Source organism: Streptomyces sp. NPDC031479, assembly GCF_055581065.1.
Window position 1 is genome coordinate 75,214 of sequence record NZ_JBVIKC010000005.1, and the last position, 19,772, is coordinate 94,985.

At 73.3% G+C, this 19,772-nt stretch carries 19 protein-coding genes and 1 pseudogene; 4 read left to right on the forward strand and 16 right to left on the reverse strand.

What is annotated here, in order from left to right:
* Positions 1–5: 5 nt before the first annotated feature.
* The 3 genes from ACZ5D2_RS08110 to ACZ5D2_RS08120 all read right to left on the reverse strand — a co-directional run bounded on the left by ACZ5D2_RS08110 (position 6) and on the right by ACZ5D2_RS08120 (position 3,273).
* The gene (locus tag ACZ5D2_RS08110) at positions 6–368 is read right to left on the reverse strand and encodes an STAS domain-containing protein (protein ID WP_468928073.1); all 363 of its coding nucleotides are present in this window, start codon (positions 366–368) and stop codon (positions 6–8) included.
* Between the two features lie 507 nt (positions 369–875).
* Positions 876–2,159 (reverse strand): phosphatase PAP2 family protein, encoded by a 1,284-nt coding sequence (locus tag ACZ5D2_RS08115; protein WP_371675619.1) that lies wholly within the window; start codon positions 2,157–2,159, stop codon positions 876–878.
* Positions 2,160–2,289: 130 nt separating this feature from the next.
* On the reverse strand, positions 2,290–3,273 hold the full coding sequence (locus ACZ5D2_RS08120) for a LysR family transcriptional regulator (RefSeq protein WP_371675620.1): 984 nt from the start codon (positions 3,271–3,273) through the stop codon (positions 2,290–2,292).
* Between the two features lie 134 nt (positions 3,274–3,407).
* On the opposite strand from ACZ5D2_RS08120, the gene ACZ5D2_RS08125 reads away from it, so the two are divergent.
* Positions 3,408–4,661, forward strand: a complete 1,254-nt coding sequence (locus tag ACZ5D2_RS08125) for an MFS transporter (RefSeq protein ID WP_468928077.1) — start codon at positions 3,408–3,410, stop codon at positions 4,659–4,661.
* A 239-nt stretch (positions 4,662–4,900) separates the two neighbouring features.
* Positions 4,901–5,029, forward strand: coding sequence for a hypothetical protein (locus ACZ5D2_RS08130; protein WP_468928080.1), 129 nt, complete (start codon positions 4,901–4,903; stop codon positions 5,027–5,029).
* A 14-nt stretch (positions 5,030–5,043) separates the two neighbouring features.
* On the opposite strand, the gene ACZ5D2_RS08135 is transcribed toward ACZ5D2_RS08130, so the two are convergent.
* Complete coding sequence (locus ACZ5D2_RS08135) at positions 5,044–5,862, reverse strand: TSUP family transporter (protein WP_371675623.1); 819 nt, start codon at positions 5,860–5,862, stop codon at positions 5,044–5,046.
* Positions 5,863–5,946: 84 nt separating this feature from the next.
* Between ACZ5D2_RS08135 and ACZ5D2_RS08140 the strand changes: the two genes are divergently transcribed.
* Positions 5,947–6,708, forward strand: coding sequence for an AraC family transcriptional regulator (locus ACZ5D2_RS08140; protein ID WP_371675624.1), 762 nt, complete (start codon positions 5,947–5,949; stop codon positions 6,706–6,708).
* A gap of 40 nt (positions 6,709–6,748) precedes the next feature.
* On the opposite strand, the pseudogene ACZ5D2_RS08145 reads toward ACZ5D2_RS08140, so the two are convergent.
* From ACZ5D2_RS08145 to ACZ5D2_RS08155, 3 genes and pseudogenes are all read right to left on the reverse strand, one after another.
* A pseudogene (locus tag ACZ5D2_RS08145) lies at positions 6,749–7,883 on the reverse strand (CobW family GTP-binding protein).
* Complete coding sequence (locus ACZ5D2_RS08150) at positions 7,883–8,152, reverse strand: type B 50S ribosomal protein L31 (protein ID WP_468928084.1); 270 nt, start codon at positions 8,150–8,152, stop codon at positions 7,883–7,885. The pseudogene ACZ5D2_RS08145 and the gene ACZ5D2_RS08150 overlap by 1 nt, the downstream one beginning before the upstream one ends.
* A gap of 61 nt (positions 8,153–8,213) precedes the next feature.
* A complete protein-coding gene (locus ACZ5D2_RS08155; protein WP_468928087.1) occupies positions 8,214–10,235 on the reverse strand; it encodes a putative Ig domain-containing protein in 2,022 nt (673 codons plus the stop codon).
* A 248-nt stretch (positions 10,236–10,483) separates the two neighbouring features.
* Between ACZ5D2_RS08155 and ACZ5D2_RS08160 the strand changes: the two genes are divergently transcribed.
* On the forward strand, positions 10,484–11,302 hold the full coding sequence (locus tag ACZ5D2_RS08160) for a TrmB family transcriptional regulator (protein ID WP_371675627.1): 819 nt from the start codon (positions 10,484–10,486) through the stop codon (positions 11,300–11,302).
* 3 nt (positions 11,303–11,305) lie between these two features.
* Here the strand turns inward: ACZ5D2_RS08160 and ACZ5D2_RS08165 are convergent, their stop codons facing one another.
* From ACZ5D2_RS08165 to ACZ5D2_RS08205, 9 genes are all read right to left on the reverse strand, one after another.
* Entirely contained in the window at positions 11,306–12,511 is a 1,206-nt protein-coding gene (locus tag ACZ5D2_RS08165) for a 4-hydroxybenzoate 3-monooxygenase (RefSeq protein WP_468928091.1), read from the reverse strand.
* A gap of 6 nt (positions 12,512–12,517) precedes the next feature.
* Positions 12,518–13,651 carry a bifunctional 3-oxoadipate enol-lactonase/4-carboxymuconolactone decarboxylase PcaDC gene (pcaDC, locus tag ACZ5D2_RS08170; protein ID WP_468928094.1) on the reverse strand — a complete coding sequence of 378 codons (1,134 nt, stop codon included), beginning with the start codon at positions 13,649–13,651 and terminating at the stop codon, positions 12,518–12,520.
* A complete protein-coding gene (pcaB, locus tag ACZ5D2_RS08175) occupies positions 13,648–14,982 on the reverse strand; it encodes a 3-carboxy-cis,cis-muconate cycloisomerase (protein WP_468928284.1) in 1,335 nt (444 codons plus the stop codon). Before pcaB ends, pcaDC begins: the two co-directional genes overlap by 4 nt.
* A gap of 118 nt (positions 14,983–15,100) precedes the next feature.
* The gene (gene pcaG / locus ACZ5D2_RS08180) at positions 15,101–15,688 is read right to left on the reverse strand and encodes a protocatechuate 3,4-dioxygenase subunit alpha (RefSeq protein ID WP_371675630.1); all 588 of its coding nucleotides are present in this window, start codon (positions 15,686–15,688) and stop codon (positions 15,101–15,103) included.
* Positions 15,688–16,455: a protocatechuate 3,4-dioxygenase subunit beta gene (pcaH, locus tag ACZ5D2_RS08185; protein WP_371675631.1), complete on the reverse strand. Its 768-nt coding sequence runs from the start codon at positions 16,453–16,455 to the stop codon at positions 15,688–15,690. The genes pcaG and pcaH overlap by 1 nt, the downstream gene beginning before the upstream one ends.
* 65 nt (positions 16,456–16,520) lie before the next feature.
* On the reverse strand, positions 16,521–17,729 hold the full coding sequence (locus tag ACZ5D2_RS08190) for a thiolase family protein (protein WP_468928098.1): 1,209 nt from the start codon (positions 17,727–17,729) through the stop codon (positions 16,521–16,523).
* Entirely contained in the window at positions 17,726–18,370 is a 645-nt protein-coding gene (locus ACZ5D2_RS08195) for a CoA transferase subunit B (RefSeq protein WP_371675633.1), read from the reverse strand. Before ACZ5D2_RS08195 ends, ACZ5D2_RS08190 begins: the two co-directional genes overlap by 4 nt.
* Positions 18,370–19,134, reverse strand: a complete 765-nt coding sequence (locus ACZ5D2_RS08200) for a CoA transferase subunit A (protein WP_468928101.1) — start codon at positions 19,132–19,134, stop codon at positions 18,370–18,372. Before ACZ5D2_RS08200 ends, ACZ5D2_RS08195 begins: the two co-directional genes overlap by 1 nt.
* Before the next feature lie 72 nt (positions 19,135–19,206).
* The gene (locus ACZ5D2_RS08205; protein WP_371675635.1) at positions 19,207–19,665 is read right to left on the reverse strand and encodes a MaoC family dehydratase; all 459 of its coding nucleotides are present in this window, start codon (positions 19,663–19,665) and stop codon (positions 19,207–19,209) included.
* Positions 19,666–19,772: the final 107 nt, after the last annotated feature.

A 19,772-nucleotide genomic window follows, 5' to 3' on the forward strand; every position in this document is an offset into this window, starting at 1 on the left:
TCTCGCTAGGAATGGTCCGGCCGCAACGCCCGCGCCACGTCCGCGTGGACCGGGAAGACGCCGTCGGCGCCGGTGATGCGGAACATCCGGGCGACCGGCCCGCTCAGCCCGGCCAGTTCCAGCCTGCCCCCGGCCTCCTGGACCGAGAGCCGGGCGTGCAGCAGGGCGTTCAGTCCGGTGGAGTCGCAGAAGTCCAGCCGTGCCATGTCGACGACCAGCCGGCCGCCCGGCGCGACCGCCGCCTCCAGGGCCTCGCGCAGGGGCGCGGCCGTGTCGTGGTCGAGCTCACCGGTGAGCGTGAGGACCGTCACCCCGTCCACCGCGCTCACCGCGACGGCGAACCGCCCGTCCTCCGTTTCCGGCACCATCCGGCATCACCTTCCGTCCTGCTGGACCTGCGCCTGCCCGGGTCCGGCCGATCCATGCACGGCTGCGGACGACCGCTGCCCCGGCGCCCCCGGGCGGATACCCGGGCAAGGGCATCGTGACACGGCCGGCGTCGACCGCGGACACCATTCGACCGGGAATGCGCCCGCACGGCGCCGGGTTTCGCTCACCGGCCTTTCCGCCCTCTCCCCCGCGGGTCGAACCAGGGTCCGAGGTCCCGCATATCTCGGGCCTTCCACCACCTTTGACCAGGTACTTGGCCTCTTCCATTCCACCGTTCGGCCTGATATCCGGCGCGCCGCGAAAAAGGGGTAGGCCGACCGTACGCCTTTATCCGCGCACGGGCGGCGGGGTTTTCCCGACGGGGGAACTCGGGCCGTGCCTGCCCAGAGAAAGCGAAGCTCGGATTGCAGATACCAGGGGATCATCGAGGGAAGCCCCTGTCCGCCGATCGCGGTGTTCGACGGACAGGGGGCTTCCGGACCGGCTCACACCAGTTCGGGCTGCGCCTCGCGCCGCGGCTGCGGAAGGTGCACCGAGGCGGCCTCGCGCTCCCAGAGCCTGGTGGTCCGTACGTAGCCGTAGATCACCGAGGCCATCGACAGGATGATCAGCGGCCCGAAGAGCCAGGGAAGCCCGGCCATCTCCACCGGCAGGTAGCGGTACGAAGCCAGGAGCGCGGCGAAGACCGCGGCGCCGTAGACCACCAGCCGGGTCGCCGACCGGTCCCAGCCGTGGTCGATCGCGCGCAGCGCCGCCTCGATGGTGAGCGTGAAGACCACGCCGGCCACGATGTCCGCACCGTAGTGGTAGCCGAAGCCCAGGGTCGCGCCGAGAGTGGCGATCAGCCAGAACGTGCCGGCCCAGCGCAGCGCCCGGGGGCCCCTGCGGGAGTGGATGAAGATCGCGGTGGCCCACGCCGTGTGCAGACTGGGCATGCAGTTGCGCGGGGTGATCTCGTCGAAGGGCATCGGGACCGGGGTGCCGAGCGGCGGCGGCGTGTTCGGCCACAGGTCGGCGAGCGCCCAGTGCCCCCCGTCGGCGCCGTAGGCGAGGATCGGTCCGACCACCGGGAAGATCATGTAGATGCCCGGGCCGAGCAGGCCTATGACCAGGAACGTGCGCACCAGGTGGTGGCCGGGGAAGCGGCGCTCGGCGGCCACGTTGCGCAGCTGGTACAGCGCGACGCCGACCGCGGCCACCGCGAGCTGGATGTAGACCCATTCGAGGACGTGGTGGCCCACCGAGCCGGTGGCCTCCACGATCCGGCCCGCCAGCCACGACGGGTTGCCCAGTGCGTGATCGGCGGTCGCCACGTACTGGTCGAGCACCATCGGGCGGGTCTTGGACGTGATCAGCAGCCAGGTGTAGCCGGTCTTGCGGCCGGCCACCAGCAGCAGGGCCAGTCCGACGCCCTTCAGCAGCAGGGCCCGCTCCCGGCCGGTGCGGCGCGTGACGGCGATGACGGCGCAGCCCAGGGTCACCCACAAGGCGCCGTTGCCGACCATCATCTGGGCGCCGACCATGCTGCGCACGATCCAGAAGACGAGGTCGATGCCGACCGCGGCGCCGAGCGCGATGAACCGCTGCCGCCAGGTGAGCACCACCATCATCAACGCCATGCTGACGTAGAGGACCGTCCCCGATCTGGGGGCGAAGATCACCTCTTGCGCCTGGCTGGTGATCGGTCCCGGCTCGCCGTAGTGGCGCGCGGCGATCTCCAGGGCGATGAGGAATCCCAGGGCCACCACACCGACCGCGGCCCACAGCATGACGCGCGGTCGACGCCATGCGGCGACCCTGGGGCCGCCGCCCGTTCGCGAAAATGCTCGCGCAATCCTAGATATCAATTTTCAACCGATTTATATGTTTTCCAACGCCGTCGTTGTGAGCTCGAACATGTTAACGGAAAGGGTGGCTTTCACTGATGCCGTGCTGGACGTCAAGTGAACGCTGCGGGGCCACCCAGCTCGGCACCCAGGTCCCGGCGGCGTCGAGGGCGGGGCGCGTGGCGGCGAGGTGGGCGCGGAGGGCGGCCAGCGCCGGGTGGGGGTTGTCGCGGTGCCAGAGGAGCGAGTGCGGGTAGACGGGTGTCGGGTCGGTCACCGGGACGCGGCGCAGGCCGTGGCCGGCGGGCCAGACGACGCGCGTGTGCTCGCCCATGAAGGTGGCCAGGGCCGGGGTGTCGGCGACCGTGTCGAGGAGTGCGTCGGAGCCGAAGTTGGGGCCGGTCGCCTCGATGGTGAGGCCGAACCCGGCGGCGAGGTCGTCGTAATAGGCGCCCCACTCGGTACCGGGGACGATTCCGGGCATCCAGATCCGGTGCCCGGCGAGCTCCGCGAGGGCCACCGACCGGGCGCCCGCCAGGGCGTGGGCCGGGCCGGTGAGCAGCTGGAGCGGCTCGTCGAGCACCCGTACGGACTCGACGTCCTCGGGGAGGGGCCGGCCGGGCACCCCGACGGCGCGGAAGGAGGCGTCGATGACACCCGAGCGGAGGGCGGCGACGGCCGTCTCGATGTCGAACAGCATCACCACGTCGAGCTCGACGTCGGGGTGCGCGCGGTGGAAGTCGCGCATCATGCCCGATGGCGCGACCCGCGAGGCGATCACGTCGACGCGCAGCGGACGCCGGCCGGGGCGCACGGACGCGACCGCGCGCTCGGCGACGCGCAGCAGCTCGCGCGCGTGGGGCAGGAACGCCTGCCCGTCGATGGTGAGCTCCGCACCGCGCGCGGTGCGGGTGAACAGTCGTACGCCGAGGTCGCGCTCCAGCGCGGCGATGCGCTTGGAGACCGCCTGCTGCGTGACCGCCAGCCCGGCGGCGGCCTCCTGGAACCGCCCCGCCTCGGCGGCGGCGACGAAGGTCCGGATGGTGTCGAGGTCCATGCAGAGACCCTAAGCCCACAACCAATGGTTGTGGGGAGGTGGCCCTGTGGTTGTTTGACCCCGTGTGCAGCCCTGGCCTTTGATGCTTCCGATCGCGGATCGGTTGTACGGGTGGAGCGGGGGAGGAGTCGGGCATGGGCGGCGGGCACCGGCTGGGACGGCGGTTCGGTTGGCTCTGGGGGGCGTACGGAACGAGCGCGCTCGGCACCTGGCTCGCCTTCGGCGCGTTCCCGCTGATCGCGGTCCGGGAGCTGCACGCCGGTCCGGCGGAGGTCGCCGCGCTCTCCTCGGTGGGGGCCGCGGTGGGCGCGGCGGTGGCGGTGCCGCTCGGCCCGTGGGTGGAGTTCCGCCGCAAGCGGCCGGTGCTGATCGCGATGGACCTGGCGCGGTGCGCGGCGCTGCTCACGATCCCCGCCGCCTTCGCGCTCGGCGTGCTCACCCTCCTTCAGCTCCTGCTGGTCTCGGCCGTCGTCGCGGCGGCCGACATCGGCTTCCGCGCCGCCTCCGGCGCGTACCTGAAGACACTGCTGCCGGCCGAGGACCTGCTCGTCGCCAACGCCCGGTTCGAGTCCACGGCCTGGACGACCACGATCATCGGACCGCCGCTGGGCGGCGCGGCGATCGGGCTCCTCGGACCGGTGGCGACGGTGGTGGCCGACGCGGTCAGCTACCTGCTCTCGGCCCTGGGCATCCGCGCGATGGGCGGGCACGAGCCCCGGCCGGGGCTCCGGGGGGAGGCCGGGCGCATGCGGGCCGGGGACCTGCTCGACGGCTGGCGGTTCATCCTCTCCGACGCGACGCTCCGGCCGCTGTTCTACAACACCGCCCTGTTCAACGGCCTCGTGATGGCCACCCAGCCGCTCCTGGCCGTCCTGATGCTCGGCCCGCTCGGGTTCGCACCGTGGCAGTACGGCCTCGCCTTCGCGGCGCCCTCGATCGGCGGCCTGCTCGGTTCGCGGCTGGCCCGACCGCTCGTCACCCGGTTCGGGCAGCGCCGGGTCCTGGCGGTGTCCGGGACCCTGCGCGCGCTCTGGCCCGTGGGGCTGGCCTTCGTGGGGCCGGGCACCGCGGGGCTGCTGCTGGTGATCGGCGTCGAACTCGGTCTCATCTTCTGCTGCGGGGTCTTCAACCCCGTCCAGGCCACCTGCCGCCTCCAGCGCACCGCGCCCGACCGGGTCGCCCGCACGCTGTCCGCCTGGGCGGTGACGACCAAGGCCTCGACCGCGCTCCTGACGGCCGTCTGGGGCGTACTGGGCACCCTGCTCGGGCCGCGCACCGCCATCGGCCTGGCCGGGGCGGTCCTGCTGGCGACCCCCCTGCTGCTCCCCCGCCGCACGACGGGCCTTCCCCCCGAGCCGGAGCCGGCACCGCGACGGATGCTCTCGTAGGGCCGACCAGCGCCGGTGTCCCGTACCGGTCGAGCGCTGGATGATCGTCCGGTGATGCCGCGCCCGTGGACGCTGTTGGCTTCGGCCGGCCGGCCAAAGGCGCCCTCGCGCACCGGTTGACCGCCGCCCCGTTCACGGCCGGCCGGGGCGGCACGTACGACGACTGACGGCAAGGACGCACCATGGCGACGCTGGACCGGATGGACCTGCGGCTGCGATAGACGGGCTTCGCCCGGACCGTGGCCATCGGGGACGGTCCGGAGCGCCGTCGTCTCGGGAACGACCTGGCCGTGGTGGCCGGCGCCGCACGGGAGGCCTTCCGCTCGGACGAGACCATCACCGGGCGGCAACTGCACGCGCGGACCTGAGCCCGAGCCCGCCGTCACGGCGTCCGGACCAGCATGGCGGCGAGCACCAGGCACAGGAGGGCGACGTACCCCGAGGCGTGGAGACGGTCCGCGATCCGCGGGGGCCTGCGGCGAAGGAGGACGACGACCGGGAGGGCCCCGAGGAGGAGCAGGGCGGCGGCTCCGAAATCGACGGAACCGACGGCCGACACCGGCGCCGCGCCGTCCGTCCCGTGGGCGACCGCGAGGAAGACCGCGCACGCCGGGGCACTGATACAGGCGGTGAGGGGGTTGGCCAGCGCCGCGGCGGTGCCCATCGGGAGTCCCGAACGCCGCAGCAGCGGTACGGTCATGACGCTCCCTCCGACACCGAGGAAGGAGGCGGCGGCGCCGATGGGGACCCCGAGCGCGGCCGGGACCGCGAACGCCCCGGACCCGCGGGCGGCACCAACAGCGGCACCGGCACCGGAGGCGGGTCGCAGGAACCCCGGGCGCGCGAGCACGTCGGCGACGGTCATCGCCAGATAGGCCACGAACCCCCAGTGGATCAGCCAGCCCGGCGCGGAGCCCGCGACGACCGCACCGCCGGTCCCCCCGACGCCGAGCAGGACCATCAGGGGGCCGGTACCCCGCAGACGGCGCAGAACCGGCCGGGGCGTGGCCGCGCTGGCCACCACCGCGTTGACGACCATGACCAGCGACGAGGTCGCCACCGCGACGGCCGCCGCGGCCGGTCCCGCGGCGGCGTCCGCCCAGACGATGACGGGGACCGTGACGAAGCCTCCCCCGAAGCCGAACACCACGGTGGTCAGACCGGTCAGGATCCCGACGACGACAAGAACGACAGCACTCATGGACCCCAGTCCAGTCGAGAAGCCGCCCGCCGACGATCGACCGCCGATCAAATTCTTTCGAGTTTCGGCCATACCCTTCCCGTCATGCGCAACGTGTCCCTCGCGCGACTCGACCACCTCCCCGCCGAGGTGCTGCCGATCGCGACCGACTACCCGGCGGACTCCCTCCTCACCTGGCACGAACACCGCCGGGCGCAGCTCCTGTACGCCGCGACCGGCACGATGCTCGTGGAGACCGACGACGGGGCGTGGACCGTTCCGGGCGAACGGGCGGTGCTCATCCCGCCCCGGATCCGCCACCGGGTGCGGATGCTGGACGTGCGGACCTCAAGCCTCTACATCGAGCCGTCGGCCGTTCCGTGGTGGCCCACCGCCTGCCGGGTCGTGGAGGTCCCGCCGCTGCTGCGGGAACTGCTGCTCGCCGCCGCCGACCTGGACGCGGACTACGCCACGGACGACCGCGACAGCGCGGTGATCGCTTTGATCCTCCTGGAGACGGCCGCGCTCTCCGAGGTCCCGCTGCATGTCGCCCTCCCGCACGAGGCGCCGTTCTCCCGGCTCTGCCGCGACTATCTCGCCGGCCCCGACCTGGCGGTGAGCAACACCGACTGGGCGCGCGCCGCGGCCATGAGCGAACGCGTGTTCACCCGACGCTTCCGGCACCTGACGGGGACGAGCCCCGCGGCCTGGAGGTCCCGGGCCCGGCTGCTGGCCTCGATCCCCCTCCTGCGCCACAAGACCGTCACCGAAGTCGCGACCCTGCTCGGATACGCCTCCCCCGCGGCCTTCTCCTACGCGTTCATGCGCGCTTTCGGCATACCGCCGTCGTCCATGAGCCGCCGCTGACCCGGCACCGTCGCCGCTCGGTGCGGCGACGGGGGGAGGGTCAGACGCGGTCGAGGAGGGAGTCGAAGACGGCGGGCAGGCGCTTCCAGCCGTCCCGGCCCGCCGCGTACTCCGCGTCCGTGAGCAGGCAGGACTCCAGGAGCCGTTCCAGTCCGTCGCGGTCCAGGCCGGGCGAGGTGAAGACGAGGTGCTGGCAGCAGTCGCCGTGCTCGGGGTGCCAGTCCAGGGCCGCGGCGGCCCGGCGCATCGGCGGGACCATCTCCCAGGCCGCGTCGGGCAGTGACGCCAGCCAGGGGCCCGCGTTCTCCACGCACAGCGCGCCGCCCGCGGCGTCCCACGCGAGGAGGGTGTCGGGGCGGTCGGCGAGCCAGACCTTGCCACGGCTGCGCACGGCCGCACCGCACAGCTCTTCCAGCGCTTCGTACAGGCGCTCGGGATGGAAGGGCCTGCGGCGGTGCCAGACGAGCGTGGTGACACCGGCGTCGTCGGCGTCCTGGGGCAGCAGCGCGCACGCGGGGTGCTGCGCCGCCGCTGCGGCCTCGACGTCGAAGCCCGCGAGGGCCGCTGCGGCGAGCCCGCCCGAATCGGCCGCCACCCGGCGGGCGGTGGGGTGCAACTGGGCGAGGAGCGCGCGGTCCTCGTCGTCGGCTTCCTCGCCGCCGACGACGGCGAGGACGGGCGCGTACTCCAACTGGCGGGCCCAGGTGTCCCCGACGGTCCGCCGGTCGGCCGGCGCCGCCCCCAGGCCGGCTTCGGCGAGATCGTCGCCGTTGGCGAGGCACGGCAGCACGAGCGCGGGGTCCACGGCGGTGATCACACCGGTGAGCACCAGGTCCTCTCCACCGTGCGCGGCGACGACCTCGGCCATCGCCTTCGGCTCGACCGAGTCCCACGGCTCGACCACGGCGAGCCGGGCCGTGCCCGCGCGGGCCAGTCGCGCGAGTTCGGGTACGAGGTCCTCGCGCAGCGCGCAGCAAGCGCAGTCGTTGACCAGCGGCGTCCCGTCCTCGGAGAGGAGTCCGGTGGCGTCGCGGACCGATCGGCGCACCGGTCAGGTCGTGGTGAAGGGCGACACTGCCGGGGACGGCCCGCAGGAGTCGGCCCACGACCTCCCTGCGGGCGTCGGCGTGGATCCCGGCGACGATCACGACGGGCAGTGCGGAGCCCTGCGCCATCAGCGGGCCCCGTAGCGGCGCTCGAAGCGTTCGACGCGGCCGGCGGTGTCCATGACGCGGGCGGTGCCGGTGTAGAAGGGGTGGCTCGCGGAGGAGATCTCCACGTCGACCACGGGGTAGGTCCGACCGTCCTCCCATTCGACCGTCTTCCGGCTGGTCATGGTGGAGCGGGTGAGGAACGAGGTGCCGCTGGCGCTGTCCGGAAGACGACGGGGCCGTAGGCGGGGGTGGATGCCGGGCTTCTCCGGCGGTGCCGGTCGGCGGGTCACCGTCGACGTACGGTGACCCGCCGGTCCCCCGCGTGCCCCCGGGTCCGGGTCCGGGTCCGGGTCAGCTGATGCTGAGCGCCGTGTCGTCGATCACGAACGAGGTCCGCAGGCTGGGGTCCTCGGTACCGCTGAACCTGACCGTGACCGTCTGGCCCGCGAAGGAGGACAGGTCGAAGGTCTTCAGCGCGTAGCCGGTGTTCTTGTCGAGGTTGGAGTACCCGGCCAGGGTGGTGGAGTTGGCCGTCACCGTCAGCTTGTCGTAGGCCGTGGCGGTGGTCGTCTCCGCGGTGTCGACGTGCAGGTAGAAGCTGAGGGTGGCGTGGCAGCGGACCGGGATGGTCACCGACTGCGAGAGCGAGTCGGTGTGGGTGGAGCCGTAGCCGTCCAGCCAGGCCTTCCAGGAGCCGGAGTGCGCCGCCTCACCGCTGCCGTTGTCGACCACGCCGGTGCTGGCGGTCCAGGGGGCGGTGCCGGACTCGAAGCCCTGGTTGCCGAGGAGCTGGGTCACGGCGCAGCCGCCGTCGACCGTGGCGACGGTCCAGGTGAAAGAGGTACTGCCGCTCGCGTTGGTGGTGTCCTTGGCCGTGACCGTGACGCCGTAGGCGCCCGCGGTGGTCGGCGTACCGCTGATCAGGCCGGTGGAGGCGTTGACGGACAGGCCGGGCGGGAGCCCGGTGGCGCTGTAGGTGAGGGTCTGCCCGCCGGCCGAGTCGGTGGCCTGGATCTGCAGCGAGGTGGCCGTGTCGACGACACTGGTGCGGCTGCCGGGGTTGGCCACGGTGACGGTGTTGCCGCCGGTGGAGCCGCCGGCGAAGGCGGCGGTGCCCTTGGGCGTGCCGAGTCCGGTCGGGCCGTCGTAGCCGGCCTTGGCGGTGCAGAGGTAGCCGCCGGAGCAGGAGCCGTTGGCGCCGCTGGTCACGTCGTTGAGCGACGCGGTGTGGGCGTACGGGTACGACGACGGGTAGGTGCCGGCGGCCGGGGTGCCCGCCAGGGCGTAGACGGAGGCGATGATCGGCGCCGAGGCGCTGGTGCCGCCGTACACGTTCCAGCCGCCGGCCTGGTAGCTGTCGTACACCGCGAGCCCGGTGGCGGGGTCTGCGACGGCGGAGACGTCGGCGACGGTGCGCTTGGCGCAGCCGCCGTCGGTCTGCCAGGACGGCTTGGCGGTGAAGCCGGAGCAGCCCGAACCGGCGCCGTCGCCGCCGGAGCTCGTGCCCCAGACGCTCTCGGACCAGCCTCGGGGGGTACCGCTCGCGCGGCTGAGGGAGGTGCCGCCGACGGCGGTGACGTACTGGGAGGCCGCCGGGTACTCGACTCCGTAGCCGCTGTCGCCGGAGCTGACGGTGATGGCGACGCCCGGGTGGTTGAAGTACGAGGCGTCGGAGGCGGGGTCGGTGGAGTCCTCGCCACCGCCGTAGCTGTTGGACACGTACTTGGCGCCCATGGTCACGGCGCGGTTCACGGCGGCGCCGAGGTCCTCCATGGAGGGCTGGTTCGCCTCGACGAGCAGGATGTGGCACTGCGGGCAGACGGCGCTGACCATGTCCACGTCGAGGGAGATCTCACCGGCCCAGCCGGCGTCGGCGGTGGGGTAGCTGGTGCCGCCGTTCTGGTCGGCCTTGCGGAAGCAGCCGTTGGCCGTGGTGCAGGGGGGCAGTCCGTACTGGGAGCGGTAGGCCGCCAGGTCCGACTCGGCGTTCGGGTCGTCGTACGCGTCGATGATGGCGACCGTCGCGCCGGCTCCGGCCGAGGCCGACAGGGCGTACGCGCCCTGCAGGTCGGTGGGACCGTAGCCGGACGGCAGGATGCCGGGTGCGAGGCCGATGCGCTGCTGCACGTCGGTGCGCGCCAGCGCGTGGCAGGCCATCCAGCCGGCCCGGGCGGGCTCCGAGCAGAGCCGCTGGGCGTGCGCGGCGGCGGTGCCGGCCGAGGGGCCGGCGGCGGCCGAGGCCACGGACGGGGCGGCGAAGGCGAGCATTCCGCCGGAGATCAGGGCAACCGTCGAGAGTAAGGCGGTCGTGCCGCGCCGGCTCAGCCGTGCGGCGCGCCGGGACAGGGCGTTGCGCAATGAACTGCCCTCCATGGGGGGGTTGATGTGCCGCGCCGGGGGATCTCTGCATTGACAGGTCCATGACATCCATGCGCACGTCAGGGCATGCCGGAGCGGAGGGTCGACGCGGGATGCGGGTGGCACGTGTTCAACGGTGCGGACTGTCACCACGTGCAGTGGTGGCCACCGCTGAAGGTATTGAAGTGCCGGGCCAAGGGACTACCCGCCGAATGCAAAGGCTTGCTTTCGGTCAGTGATGGTCGCGTATACCGTGTCCTGCCATGGAGTTGGACGACGGCGCCGTCAACGACCTGGTGTCCCTGGGACTCTCCCGGTACGAGGCCCGGGTGTATCTCGCCCTGGTCAGGCGGGAGTCGTACACCGCCGCGGAGGCGGCCCGCGCCGCGGACGTCCCCCGCCAGCGCGTCTACGACGTACTCGACGCCCTCGTCCGCCGGCGCCTCGCCGTCCTGCGCCCCGGCCGGGTCGCGGCCTTCTCCGCGGTGGCCCCCGAACTGGCGCTGGCCCGGCTGATGGCCCTCCAGCGGGAGTCCCTGGAACGGCTGAACGAGGTGTCGGCCGCGCTCACCACGGCGCTGCTCCCGGTCTGGGCCGACGGCCGGACGCACACCGATCCGCTCGACTACATCGAGGTGCTGCGCGACCCCCGGGCGATCGCCGAGCGGTTCGACAGCATCCAGGAGCAGGCCTCCCGGGAGCTCCTCAGCTTCTGCAAGCCGCCGTTCGTCGCCCCCGCGGCCAACAACGAGGGCATCAGGGCCGTCCGCCGACTGCGTCAGGCCGGGGGCTCGGCCCGCGCGATCTACACCCACGACGCCCTCGGCGACGCGGAAGTGCTGGAAAACGTACGCCGGTTCGCCGCGGCGGGCGAGGAGTCCCGCTTCGCCCCGGGCCTCCCGCTCAAGCTCGTCGTCGCCGATGCCTCGCTGGTGCTGTGCGACATGCCCGATCCGGTGGCCGGCAGCCGCGCCACGACAGCCCTGTACATCGAGCACCCCGCACTGGCCGCGTGCCTGAGGCTGGCCTTCCTGGCGGTATGGGACCAGGCCCGGAGCGCCCCCGGGGCGGACAGCGGCTGACCATCAGGGCTGGAGTGCGAAGGGCTGGAGCGCGACGCCCGTGTAGTTCTCCGCGAGTTCGGCGGCGGCATGGTGAGACCGGGCGATGCGTTCCAGTTGGGCGATCTGGAGGCGCGTGTCGAAGGACGAGTGCTCGGTCGGGGTGTGCAGGGTACTGGTCATGAAGTACGAGAACTGCTCGGCCCGCCAGACGCGGCGCAGACAGGTGTCCGAGTAGGAGTCGAGGAGCGAGGCGTCTCCGTCTCCGTAGTGCGCGGCGAGGGCGGCGGCCAGGACGGTGACGTCGGAGGCGGCGAGGTTGAGGCCCTTGGCGCCGGTCGGGGGGACGATGTGTGCCGCGTCACCGGCGAGCAGGACACGGCCCCAGCGCATCGGCTCCGTGACGGAACTCCGCATCGGGAGGACCGACTTCGCGGTGACGGGGCCGCGGGTGAGGCGCCATCCGGCATCGGCGCCGAGCCTCAGATCGAGTTCGTCCCAGATCTTCTCCTCCGGCCAGGCGGCTGGATCCTCGCCGTTGGGGACCTGCAGGTAGAGCCGGCTGACGTGCGGGGACCGCATGCTCGCTAGGGCGAAGCCGCGCTCGGAGTGGGCGTAGATCAGCTCGTCGTAGACGGGCGGGGCGTCGGCGAGGATGCCCAGCCACGAGTACGGGTAGGTCCGCTCGTGGACGCGCATGACGCCGGCGGGAACGGCTCGGCGGACCACGCCGTGGTAGCCGTCACAGCCGATGACGTAGTCGCAGTCGAGGAGGCGTTCCTCGCCCTGGTGCCCGTACCGGACGACGGGACGGTCGGTGTCGGCTCCCTCGACCGCGTGGACCGGCGCGTCGAAGTGGAGCGGCGGTCCGTCCTCCAGCTGGAGCGCCACGAGGTCCTTGACGACCTCGGTCTGCGCGTAGACCCACACGCGGCGGCCGCCGGTCAGGGACGGGAAGTCGATGCGGTGGCGACGGCCGTCGAAGCGGAGTTCGATGCCGTCGTGCGGGATGCCCTCGCGGTCGAGCCGGTCGGCGGCGCCGGCTTCCCGGAGGGTGTCGACGGTGCTCTGTTCCAGGATGCCGGCGCGCTGGCGCTGTTCGACGTAGGCGCGGTCGCGGCTCTCCAGGACCACGCAGTCGACTCCGGCCCGGTGCAGCAGGCGGGCGAGGAGGAGGCCGGAGGGGCCGGCACCGACGATGGCGACCTGGGTGTGGCGGGGGTGGGTCATCTGGGGTCACTCCTCGGTGTGGGCGTCGTCGAGGACGCGCCGGGCTGTGGCGAAGGCGGAGTTGGCGGCGGGGACGCCGCAGTAGACGGCCGTCTGCAGCAGCACTTCGCCGATCTCGTCGGCGGTCAGTCCGTTGGTGAGGGCGGCCCGGACGTGCAGGGCCAGCTCCTCGTGGTGGCCGCGGGCGACGAGGGCGGTGAGGGTGACGCAGCTGCGGGTGCGGCGGTCTAGCCCCGGGCGGGTCCAGATCTCGCCCCACGCGTAGCGGGTGATGAGGTCCTGGAACGGGTCGGTGAAGGGGGTGCTGAGGGCGGTGGCCCGATCGACGTGGGCATCGCCGAGCACGGCCCGCCGGACCCGCTCCCCCGCCGTCCGGGCGGACGTGTGACCGAGGTGGGCGAGCAGCGCCACGGTCACGGCGTCGGGCCGGTCGATGCCGGCGAGGTGGGCGGCGCCGGCGATCTCGGTGAGCCCCGCTCCGGGGATGCCGTCGGCGAGTTCGCGTGCGTGGGCGGGCGGGGTGGCGAGGTCGGCACGGCCGGCGACGACCAGGGTGGGTGCGGTGATCCCGGGCAGGTCGGCGCGCAGGTCGTGGACGGCGAGCGCATCGCAGCAGGAGGCGTAGGCCTCGGGGTCGGCGGAGGCGAGGTCGGCGAGGAGCGCCTTGCCGGCGAGGGTTCCGGTGGTGTGCGCCGGGTCGGCGAACCAGCGGGCCGCGGATGCCTCTGCGAGGGGTCCGGTGCCCTCCGCGCGGACCCGGGCGGCGCGCTGCCGCCATGCCTCCGGGTCGCCGAAGCGGGCGGAGGAGCAGACCACGGCCAGTGACGAGACGCGCTCGGGCCGGTGTACGGCGATATGGGTGCCGATCGCGCCGCCGAGCGAGATGCCCGCGTAGTGGAAGCGCTGCCAGCCGTGGTGGTCGGCGAGGCCGAGCACGAGGTCGGCCAGGTCGGCGACGGTGGCGGCGCCGATGGCCGGCGAGGAGCCGTGGCCGGGCAGGTCGAAGCGCAGGACGCGGTGGTGGCGGGCGAGGGCGGCCAGCTGCGGTTCCCAGACGGCCAGCGAGGTGCCGAGCGACGGGCCGAGGATCAGCGGGGCCCCGTGGACCGGTCCGTCGAGCCTGTGGTGGAGCAGGGTCATGGGTGTTCCCGGACGGGGTCGGAGAGCGCGCGGTCGACGAGTTGCGGGGCGCAGCCCAGATAGCGGGTGGGGTCGGCGAGGTCGCGCCAGTACGGTTCGGGGAGGTCGGCCAGCTCCGGCAGGTCGCGCAGCCGGCCGATGAGCGAGGTGTCGTGGCGGGCCCGGGCCGAGGCCCGGGTGACGAGCGACCGGGCCCGTGAGCTGCCGAGGTGGGGTGCGAGGGCGAGGGCGAGGCGTTCGGAGACGATCAGGTCGCCGGTGCGCGCGAGGTTGGCACGCATCCGTGCGGGGTGGGGGCGCAGGCCGGCCGCCAGGTCGGCGGCGCACCGTGCGGCGCCGCCGGTGATGCGCAGGGCTTCGCGGAGGGGCTGCCACTCGGCGTGCCAGGCGCCTGCGGGGCGTTCGTCCTCGGCTGCGAGCGATCCGAACAGTACGGAGGCGAGGGCGGGGACCTGGCGGGCCGCCGCGGCGATGAGGGTCGCGGAGACGGGATTGTCCTTGTGGGGCATGGCGGACGATCCGCCACCGGCCGCCTCGCTCACCTCACCGGTCTCCGTGCGCGCCATGGCGAGCACGTCGGCGGCGAGTTTGCCGAGGGCCCCGGTGGTGAAGGCGAGGGCTCCGGCGAGGTCGGCGACCGGGGTACGGGCGGTGTGCCAGGGCAGGACCGGCTCGGCGAGTCCGGTCTCCTCGGCGTAGCCGGCGAGGAGTGCCAGTGCGGTGACGGGGGTGGTTTCCTCGGCGATCACGGCGAGGGTGCCGGCCGCGCCGCCGAGCTGGGCCGGCAGGCCGGCCCGTACGGCGGTGAGCCGGTCCACGGCGTCCCGGACGAGGCGGTACCAGACCGCTGCCTTGAGCCCGAACGTGGTGGGCACCGCGTGCTGGGTGAGGGTACGGCCCGCCATCGGCGTGTCGCGGTGCGTCCCGGCCAGGGCGGCGAGCCGCCCGGCGGTGCGGTCCAGGTCGGTCAAGGTGTGGCCGAGGGTCCGGCGAGCGACCAGCATGGCGGCGGTGTCGAGGATGTCCTGGCTGGTGGCGCCCCGGTGCACGTACGCGGCGGCCGAGGGGCCGACCGCGGCGCGCAGTACGCCGACCAGCGGGATGACCGGGTTTCCACCCGAGCGGGCCCTCGCGGCAAGGTCCCTGAGGTCGTACCGGGAGGCGTCGGCCGCCGCGTCGACCGCCGCGGCGGCGGACGCCGGAGCGAGGCCGAGACGGGCCCGGGCCCTGGTGAGCGCGGCCTCGGCGTCCAGCATCGCCTGGAGGAAGGCGAGGTCGCCGGTGGCCCGTTCCGCCGCGGAGGCCGCTCGTACGGGGGCGAGCAGCCCCATGTCGGCGCCCTCGTACGGGACGGCGATGCCTGCGTCGTGCGGCCCGGCCGAGGCCGGTCCGGCGGGAGCCTGCCCGGTGGAGGACGGTCCGGGCGGAGCCTGCCCGGCGGGCGACGGTTCAGAGGAGCTCAAGGAACACCGTCTCTTCCCCGCCCTGGAGCCGGATGTCGAACCGGTGGATCCCGTCGGCCTCCCGCGTGGCGAGCAGCGTGGCACGGCGCTCGGCCGGCAGGGAGCCGAGCACCGGGTCGGCCGCGAGACCTCCGGCCTGCTCGGGCAGGTAGATCCGGGTGTGGAGGTGGTGCAGCAGGCCGCGGGCGAACACCACGACCGCCAGGTACGGGACGGCGCCCGGCGCGTGTGCCCCGGGGGCCAGGGTGCGGGCGGTCCAGTGGCCGTCCGCGTCGGTGGCGATGCGGCCGTATCCGGTGAAGCGGACTCCGTCGCGGCCGACGACCCTGCCGGTGGCCGGGTCGTGCCGGAGCGATCCGGGTGCTCCGGCGGTCGAGCCCGCAGGGTCGGCCTGCCAGATCTCGACGATCGCGTCGGGCACGGGCTCCCCGGCGCCGTCGCGTACGTACCCGTGGAGGGTGATGGCATCGGGGTGTCCTGCCGGGGCGATGTCGCCACCGCCCGCGAACGGCAGGGCGTAGCCGTAGAAGGGGCCGACCGTCTGGGAGGGGGTGGGTGGGAGCAGGGGGTTCATCAGTCGCGTCCTTCCTCGAACCAGGTGGACGCCGGACCGTCGAGGACGATGTCCCAGCGGTAGCCGAGCGATCGTTGCGGGACGGACAGGTCGTGGTCGTAGGTGGCGACGAGCCGGTCACGCGCCGACTGTTCGGTGACGGCCTGCAGGATCGGGTCGTGGGCGAAGAGCGGGTCGCCCGGGAAGTACATCTGGGTGACCAGCCGTTGTGTGAAGGCCTCGCCGAACAGGGAGAAGTGGATGTGGGCGGGGCGCCAGGCGTTGGTGTGGTTGCGCCAGGGGTAGGCGCCGGGCTTGATGGTGGTGAAGGAGTACGCGCCGTCCTGGTCGGTGAGGCAGCGGCCGACGCCGGTGAAGTGGGGGTCGAGCGGCGCCGGGTGCTGGTCCAGCCGGTGTGCGTACCTGCCGGAGGCGTTGGCCTGCCACAGCTCCACCAGCTGGCCGCGGACCGGGCGGCCCCGGCGGTCCAGCACCCGCCCGGTGACGGTGATCCGCTCGCCGAGCGGCTCGCCCCGGTGCCGGCGCGTGAGGTCGCGGTCCAGGTCGGTGACGTCGGTGACTCCGAAGACGGGACCGGTCAGTTCCACGGCCTCCGGGTCCTTCAGCGGGAGCGGGGGCTGCACGGGGTGCCGAAGGGCGCTGCTGCGGTACGGGGGGAAGTCGCGGGGCGGATGATCGGGGGACGTGCCGGCGGCCCGTGCGTGGGCGCGTGCGGTCTCGGCATCGATGTCCCGCTGGCTGAGGCCCTCCGGGAGGGGTGTGGTCATGGGGTGGCGGCTTTCGTCGGTCGGGAGCGTTCGGGGATGAGGGGCCGGCGTTCGGGGACGAGAGGTCAGCGTTCGAGGACGAGGGCCAGGCCTTGGCCGACGCCGATGCACAGGGCGGCGATTCCGGTGCCCGAGCCCCGGCGGGCGAGCTGGTGGGCGACGGTGCCCGCGAGGCGGGCGCCGGAGGCCCCGAGGGGATGGCCGAGGGCGATGGCGCCGCCGAACGGGTTCAGTACGCCGGGGTCGAGCTCCGGCCATTCGGCGACGCAGCCGAGGGCCTGGGCGGCGAACGCCTCGTTGAGTTCCATGACGGTCAGGTCGCCGAAGGTGCGGCCGGCCTTGTCCAGGGCCCGCCGTACGGCCTCGACCGGGCCGAGGCCGAACCACTGCGGTTCGATCGCGGTGACGGCGGACGCGCTGATGCGGGCGAGGGGTTCGCGGCCGCACTCCGCCAGTCCCCGCTCGTCGGTGAGCAGCAGGGCGGCGGCGCCGTCGTTGAGGGGTGAGGCGTTCCCCGCGGTGACGGTGCCGCCTTCGGGCCGGAACGCCGGTGCGAGCTTGGCCAGGGCCGTGTCGGAGGCGTCCTCACGGACGCACTCGTCGGCGGTGACGCGGGTGCTCCCGCCCTTGCGGCCGGGCACGGCCAGGGGGACGATCTCGTCGTCGAACAGGCCTGCGGCGCGGGCGGCGCTCGCCTTGCGGTGCGAGGAGAGCGCGAAGGCGTCCTGCCGTTCCCGGGTGATGCCGTGCTTGTCCGCGACGAGTTCGGCGCACTCGCCGAGGTCGACGGTCCAGCGTGGCTCCATCGCGCGGTTGACCATGCGCCAGCCGATGGTGGTGGAGTACATCCCGGTGTGTCCCGCGGGGTGGGCGCGGTCGGGCTTCGGCAGGACCCAGGGGGCGCGGGTCATGGACTCCACGCCGCCGGCGACGGCGATGGACACGTCGCCGACGGCGATCGCCCTGGCCGCCTGGATCACCGCTTCGAGGCCGCCCGCGCACAGCCGGTTCACGGTGACACCGGGGACCGTCACCGGCAGGCCGGCGAGGAGCGCGGCCATGCGGGCGACGTTGCGGTTCTCCTCGCCGGCGCCGTTGGCGTTCCCGAGGAACACGTCTCCGATGCGGGAGGGGTCCAGCCGCGGCGTCCGGGCCAGCAGTTCGCGCAGGGCGTGGGCTGCCAGGTCGTCGGGGCGGACGGAGGCGAGGGCGCCCCCGTACCGGCCGAAGGGGGTCCGGACGGCGTCGACGACGTAGACGGTGCGTGCCTTCATCGCAGTTCCTCGGGGACGTGGACGTCGGCGGCGGTCGCGGCGAGGATCCGTTCGACGGACACGTCCGGAGCGCGTTCGACGAGGACCAGGCCGCCGGCCGTGACGTCCAGGACGCCGAGGTCGGTGATGACGCGCTGGACGCACGCCCGGCCGGTGAGGGGGAGGTCGCACGTGGCCACGATCTTGGGGCTGCCGTCCCTGGTGGTGTGGGTCATCGTGACGATGACCCGGCGGGCTCCGTGGACGAGGTCCATGGCCCCGCCGATACCGGTGATCATCTTCCCGGGGACGGCCCAGTTGGCGAGGTCGCCGCGGGCGGAGACCTGCATGGCGCCGAGGACGGCGGTGTCGATGTGGCTGCCGCGGATCATGCCGAAGGACAGCGCCGAATCGAAGTACGACGCCCCGGGCAGGACGGTGACCGTCTCCTTGCCGGCGTTGATCAGGTCGGGGTCGACGTCCTCCTCGTAGGGATAGGGGCCGGTGCCCAGGATCCCGTTCTCGGAGTGCAGCACCACCTCGACCCCGGCGGGCATGTGGTCGGGGATCAGGGTCGGCAGGCCGATGCCGAGGTTGACGTACTCTCCGTCGCGAAGCTCGCGGGCGGCCCGCGCGGCCATTTCCTCTCGTGTCCACGCCATCAGCGGTGTGCCCCTCGTGTGGTGCGCTTCTCGATGCCCTTGGCGGCGGCCTCGTCCGGGCCGAGCGCGACGACGCGCTGGACGAAGACACCGGGGAGGTGCACGGCGTCCGGGTCGATCTCGCCCGGCTCGACGAGGCGCTCGACCTCGGCGATCGTCACCCTGCCCGCCTGTGCGGCGAGGGGGTTGAAGTTGCGGGCGGACTTGGCGAAGACGAGGTTGCCGTGCCGGTCGCCGACGGCGGCGCGTACCAGGGCCACGTCGGTGCGGATCGCGTGTTCGAGTACGTACTCGACTCCGTCGAAGACCCGTACCTCCTTGGCGGGCGAGGCCACCGCGACCCCGCCCCCACCGTCGTAGCGCCAGGGCAGTCCGCCGTCGGCGACCAGGGTGCCGACACCGGCGGGGGTGTAGAAGGCGGGGATTCCGGCACCGCCCGACCGCAGGCGTTCGGCGAGCGTGCCCTGGGGGATCATCTCCAGCTCCAGCTCGCCGGCGAGGTACTGGCGGGCGAACTCCTTGTTCGCGCCGACGTACGACCCCGTGACCCGGGCGATCCGGCCGGCCGACAGCAGCAGGGCGAGGCCTTCGCCGTTCGCACCGCAGTTGTTGGAGACGATGCGCAGCCCGCTCGTCCCCTGCTCGTACAGCGCCTGGATGAGGGCCTTCGGCACTCCGCTGAGCCCGAAACCGCCCACCGCGACGGACGCGCCGTCGGGTATGTCCGCCACCGCCTGGGCGGCGCCGGCCACGACCTTGTTCATGGTGTCCCCTCAGGCGCAGTGGCGGTGGACGGCCCGGACCACGCAGGCCAATGCCTTGTTCATGGTGTCCCCTCAGGCGTAGTGGCGGTAGACGGCCTGGGCCACGCAGGCCGGCTTGGCGCTGCCCTCGACCTCGATGGTGAACGTGAGGGGCATCTGCACGCCGTTGCCCTTGATCTCCTCCACGGGGCCGACGGCCCCGTGGAGCCGGACCCTCGCGCCGACGGGGACGGGGCTGGGGAAACGGACCTTGTCCAGGCCGTAGTTGACGCTCATGGAGATGCCGGTGATGTCCAGGAGCTCGCCGAACATCGGGATGACGAGGGAGAGGGTGAGGTAGCCGTGGGCGATCGGGCCGCCGAACGGGCCGGTCTTGGCCTTCTCCGGGTCGGTGTGGATCCACTGGTGGTCGTCGGTCGCGTCGGCGAAGGTGTTCACCCGTACCTGGGTGATCTCCCGCCATGCGGTGTGGCCGAGGTCGGCTCCGCTGAGGGCGGTGAGGGCGTCGAGGCCGTGGGCGGTGGTGGGCATCGTGAATCGGTCCGTTCGGCAGAGGGTGAGGAGAGGGTGAAAGGGGTGGGAACGGGCCCGGCCCGGGGCCTGCTCCCGGCGGGACACGGGCGACGCGCGAGGAGCCG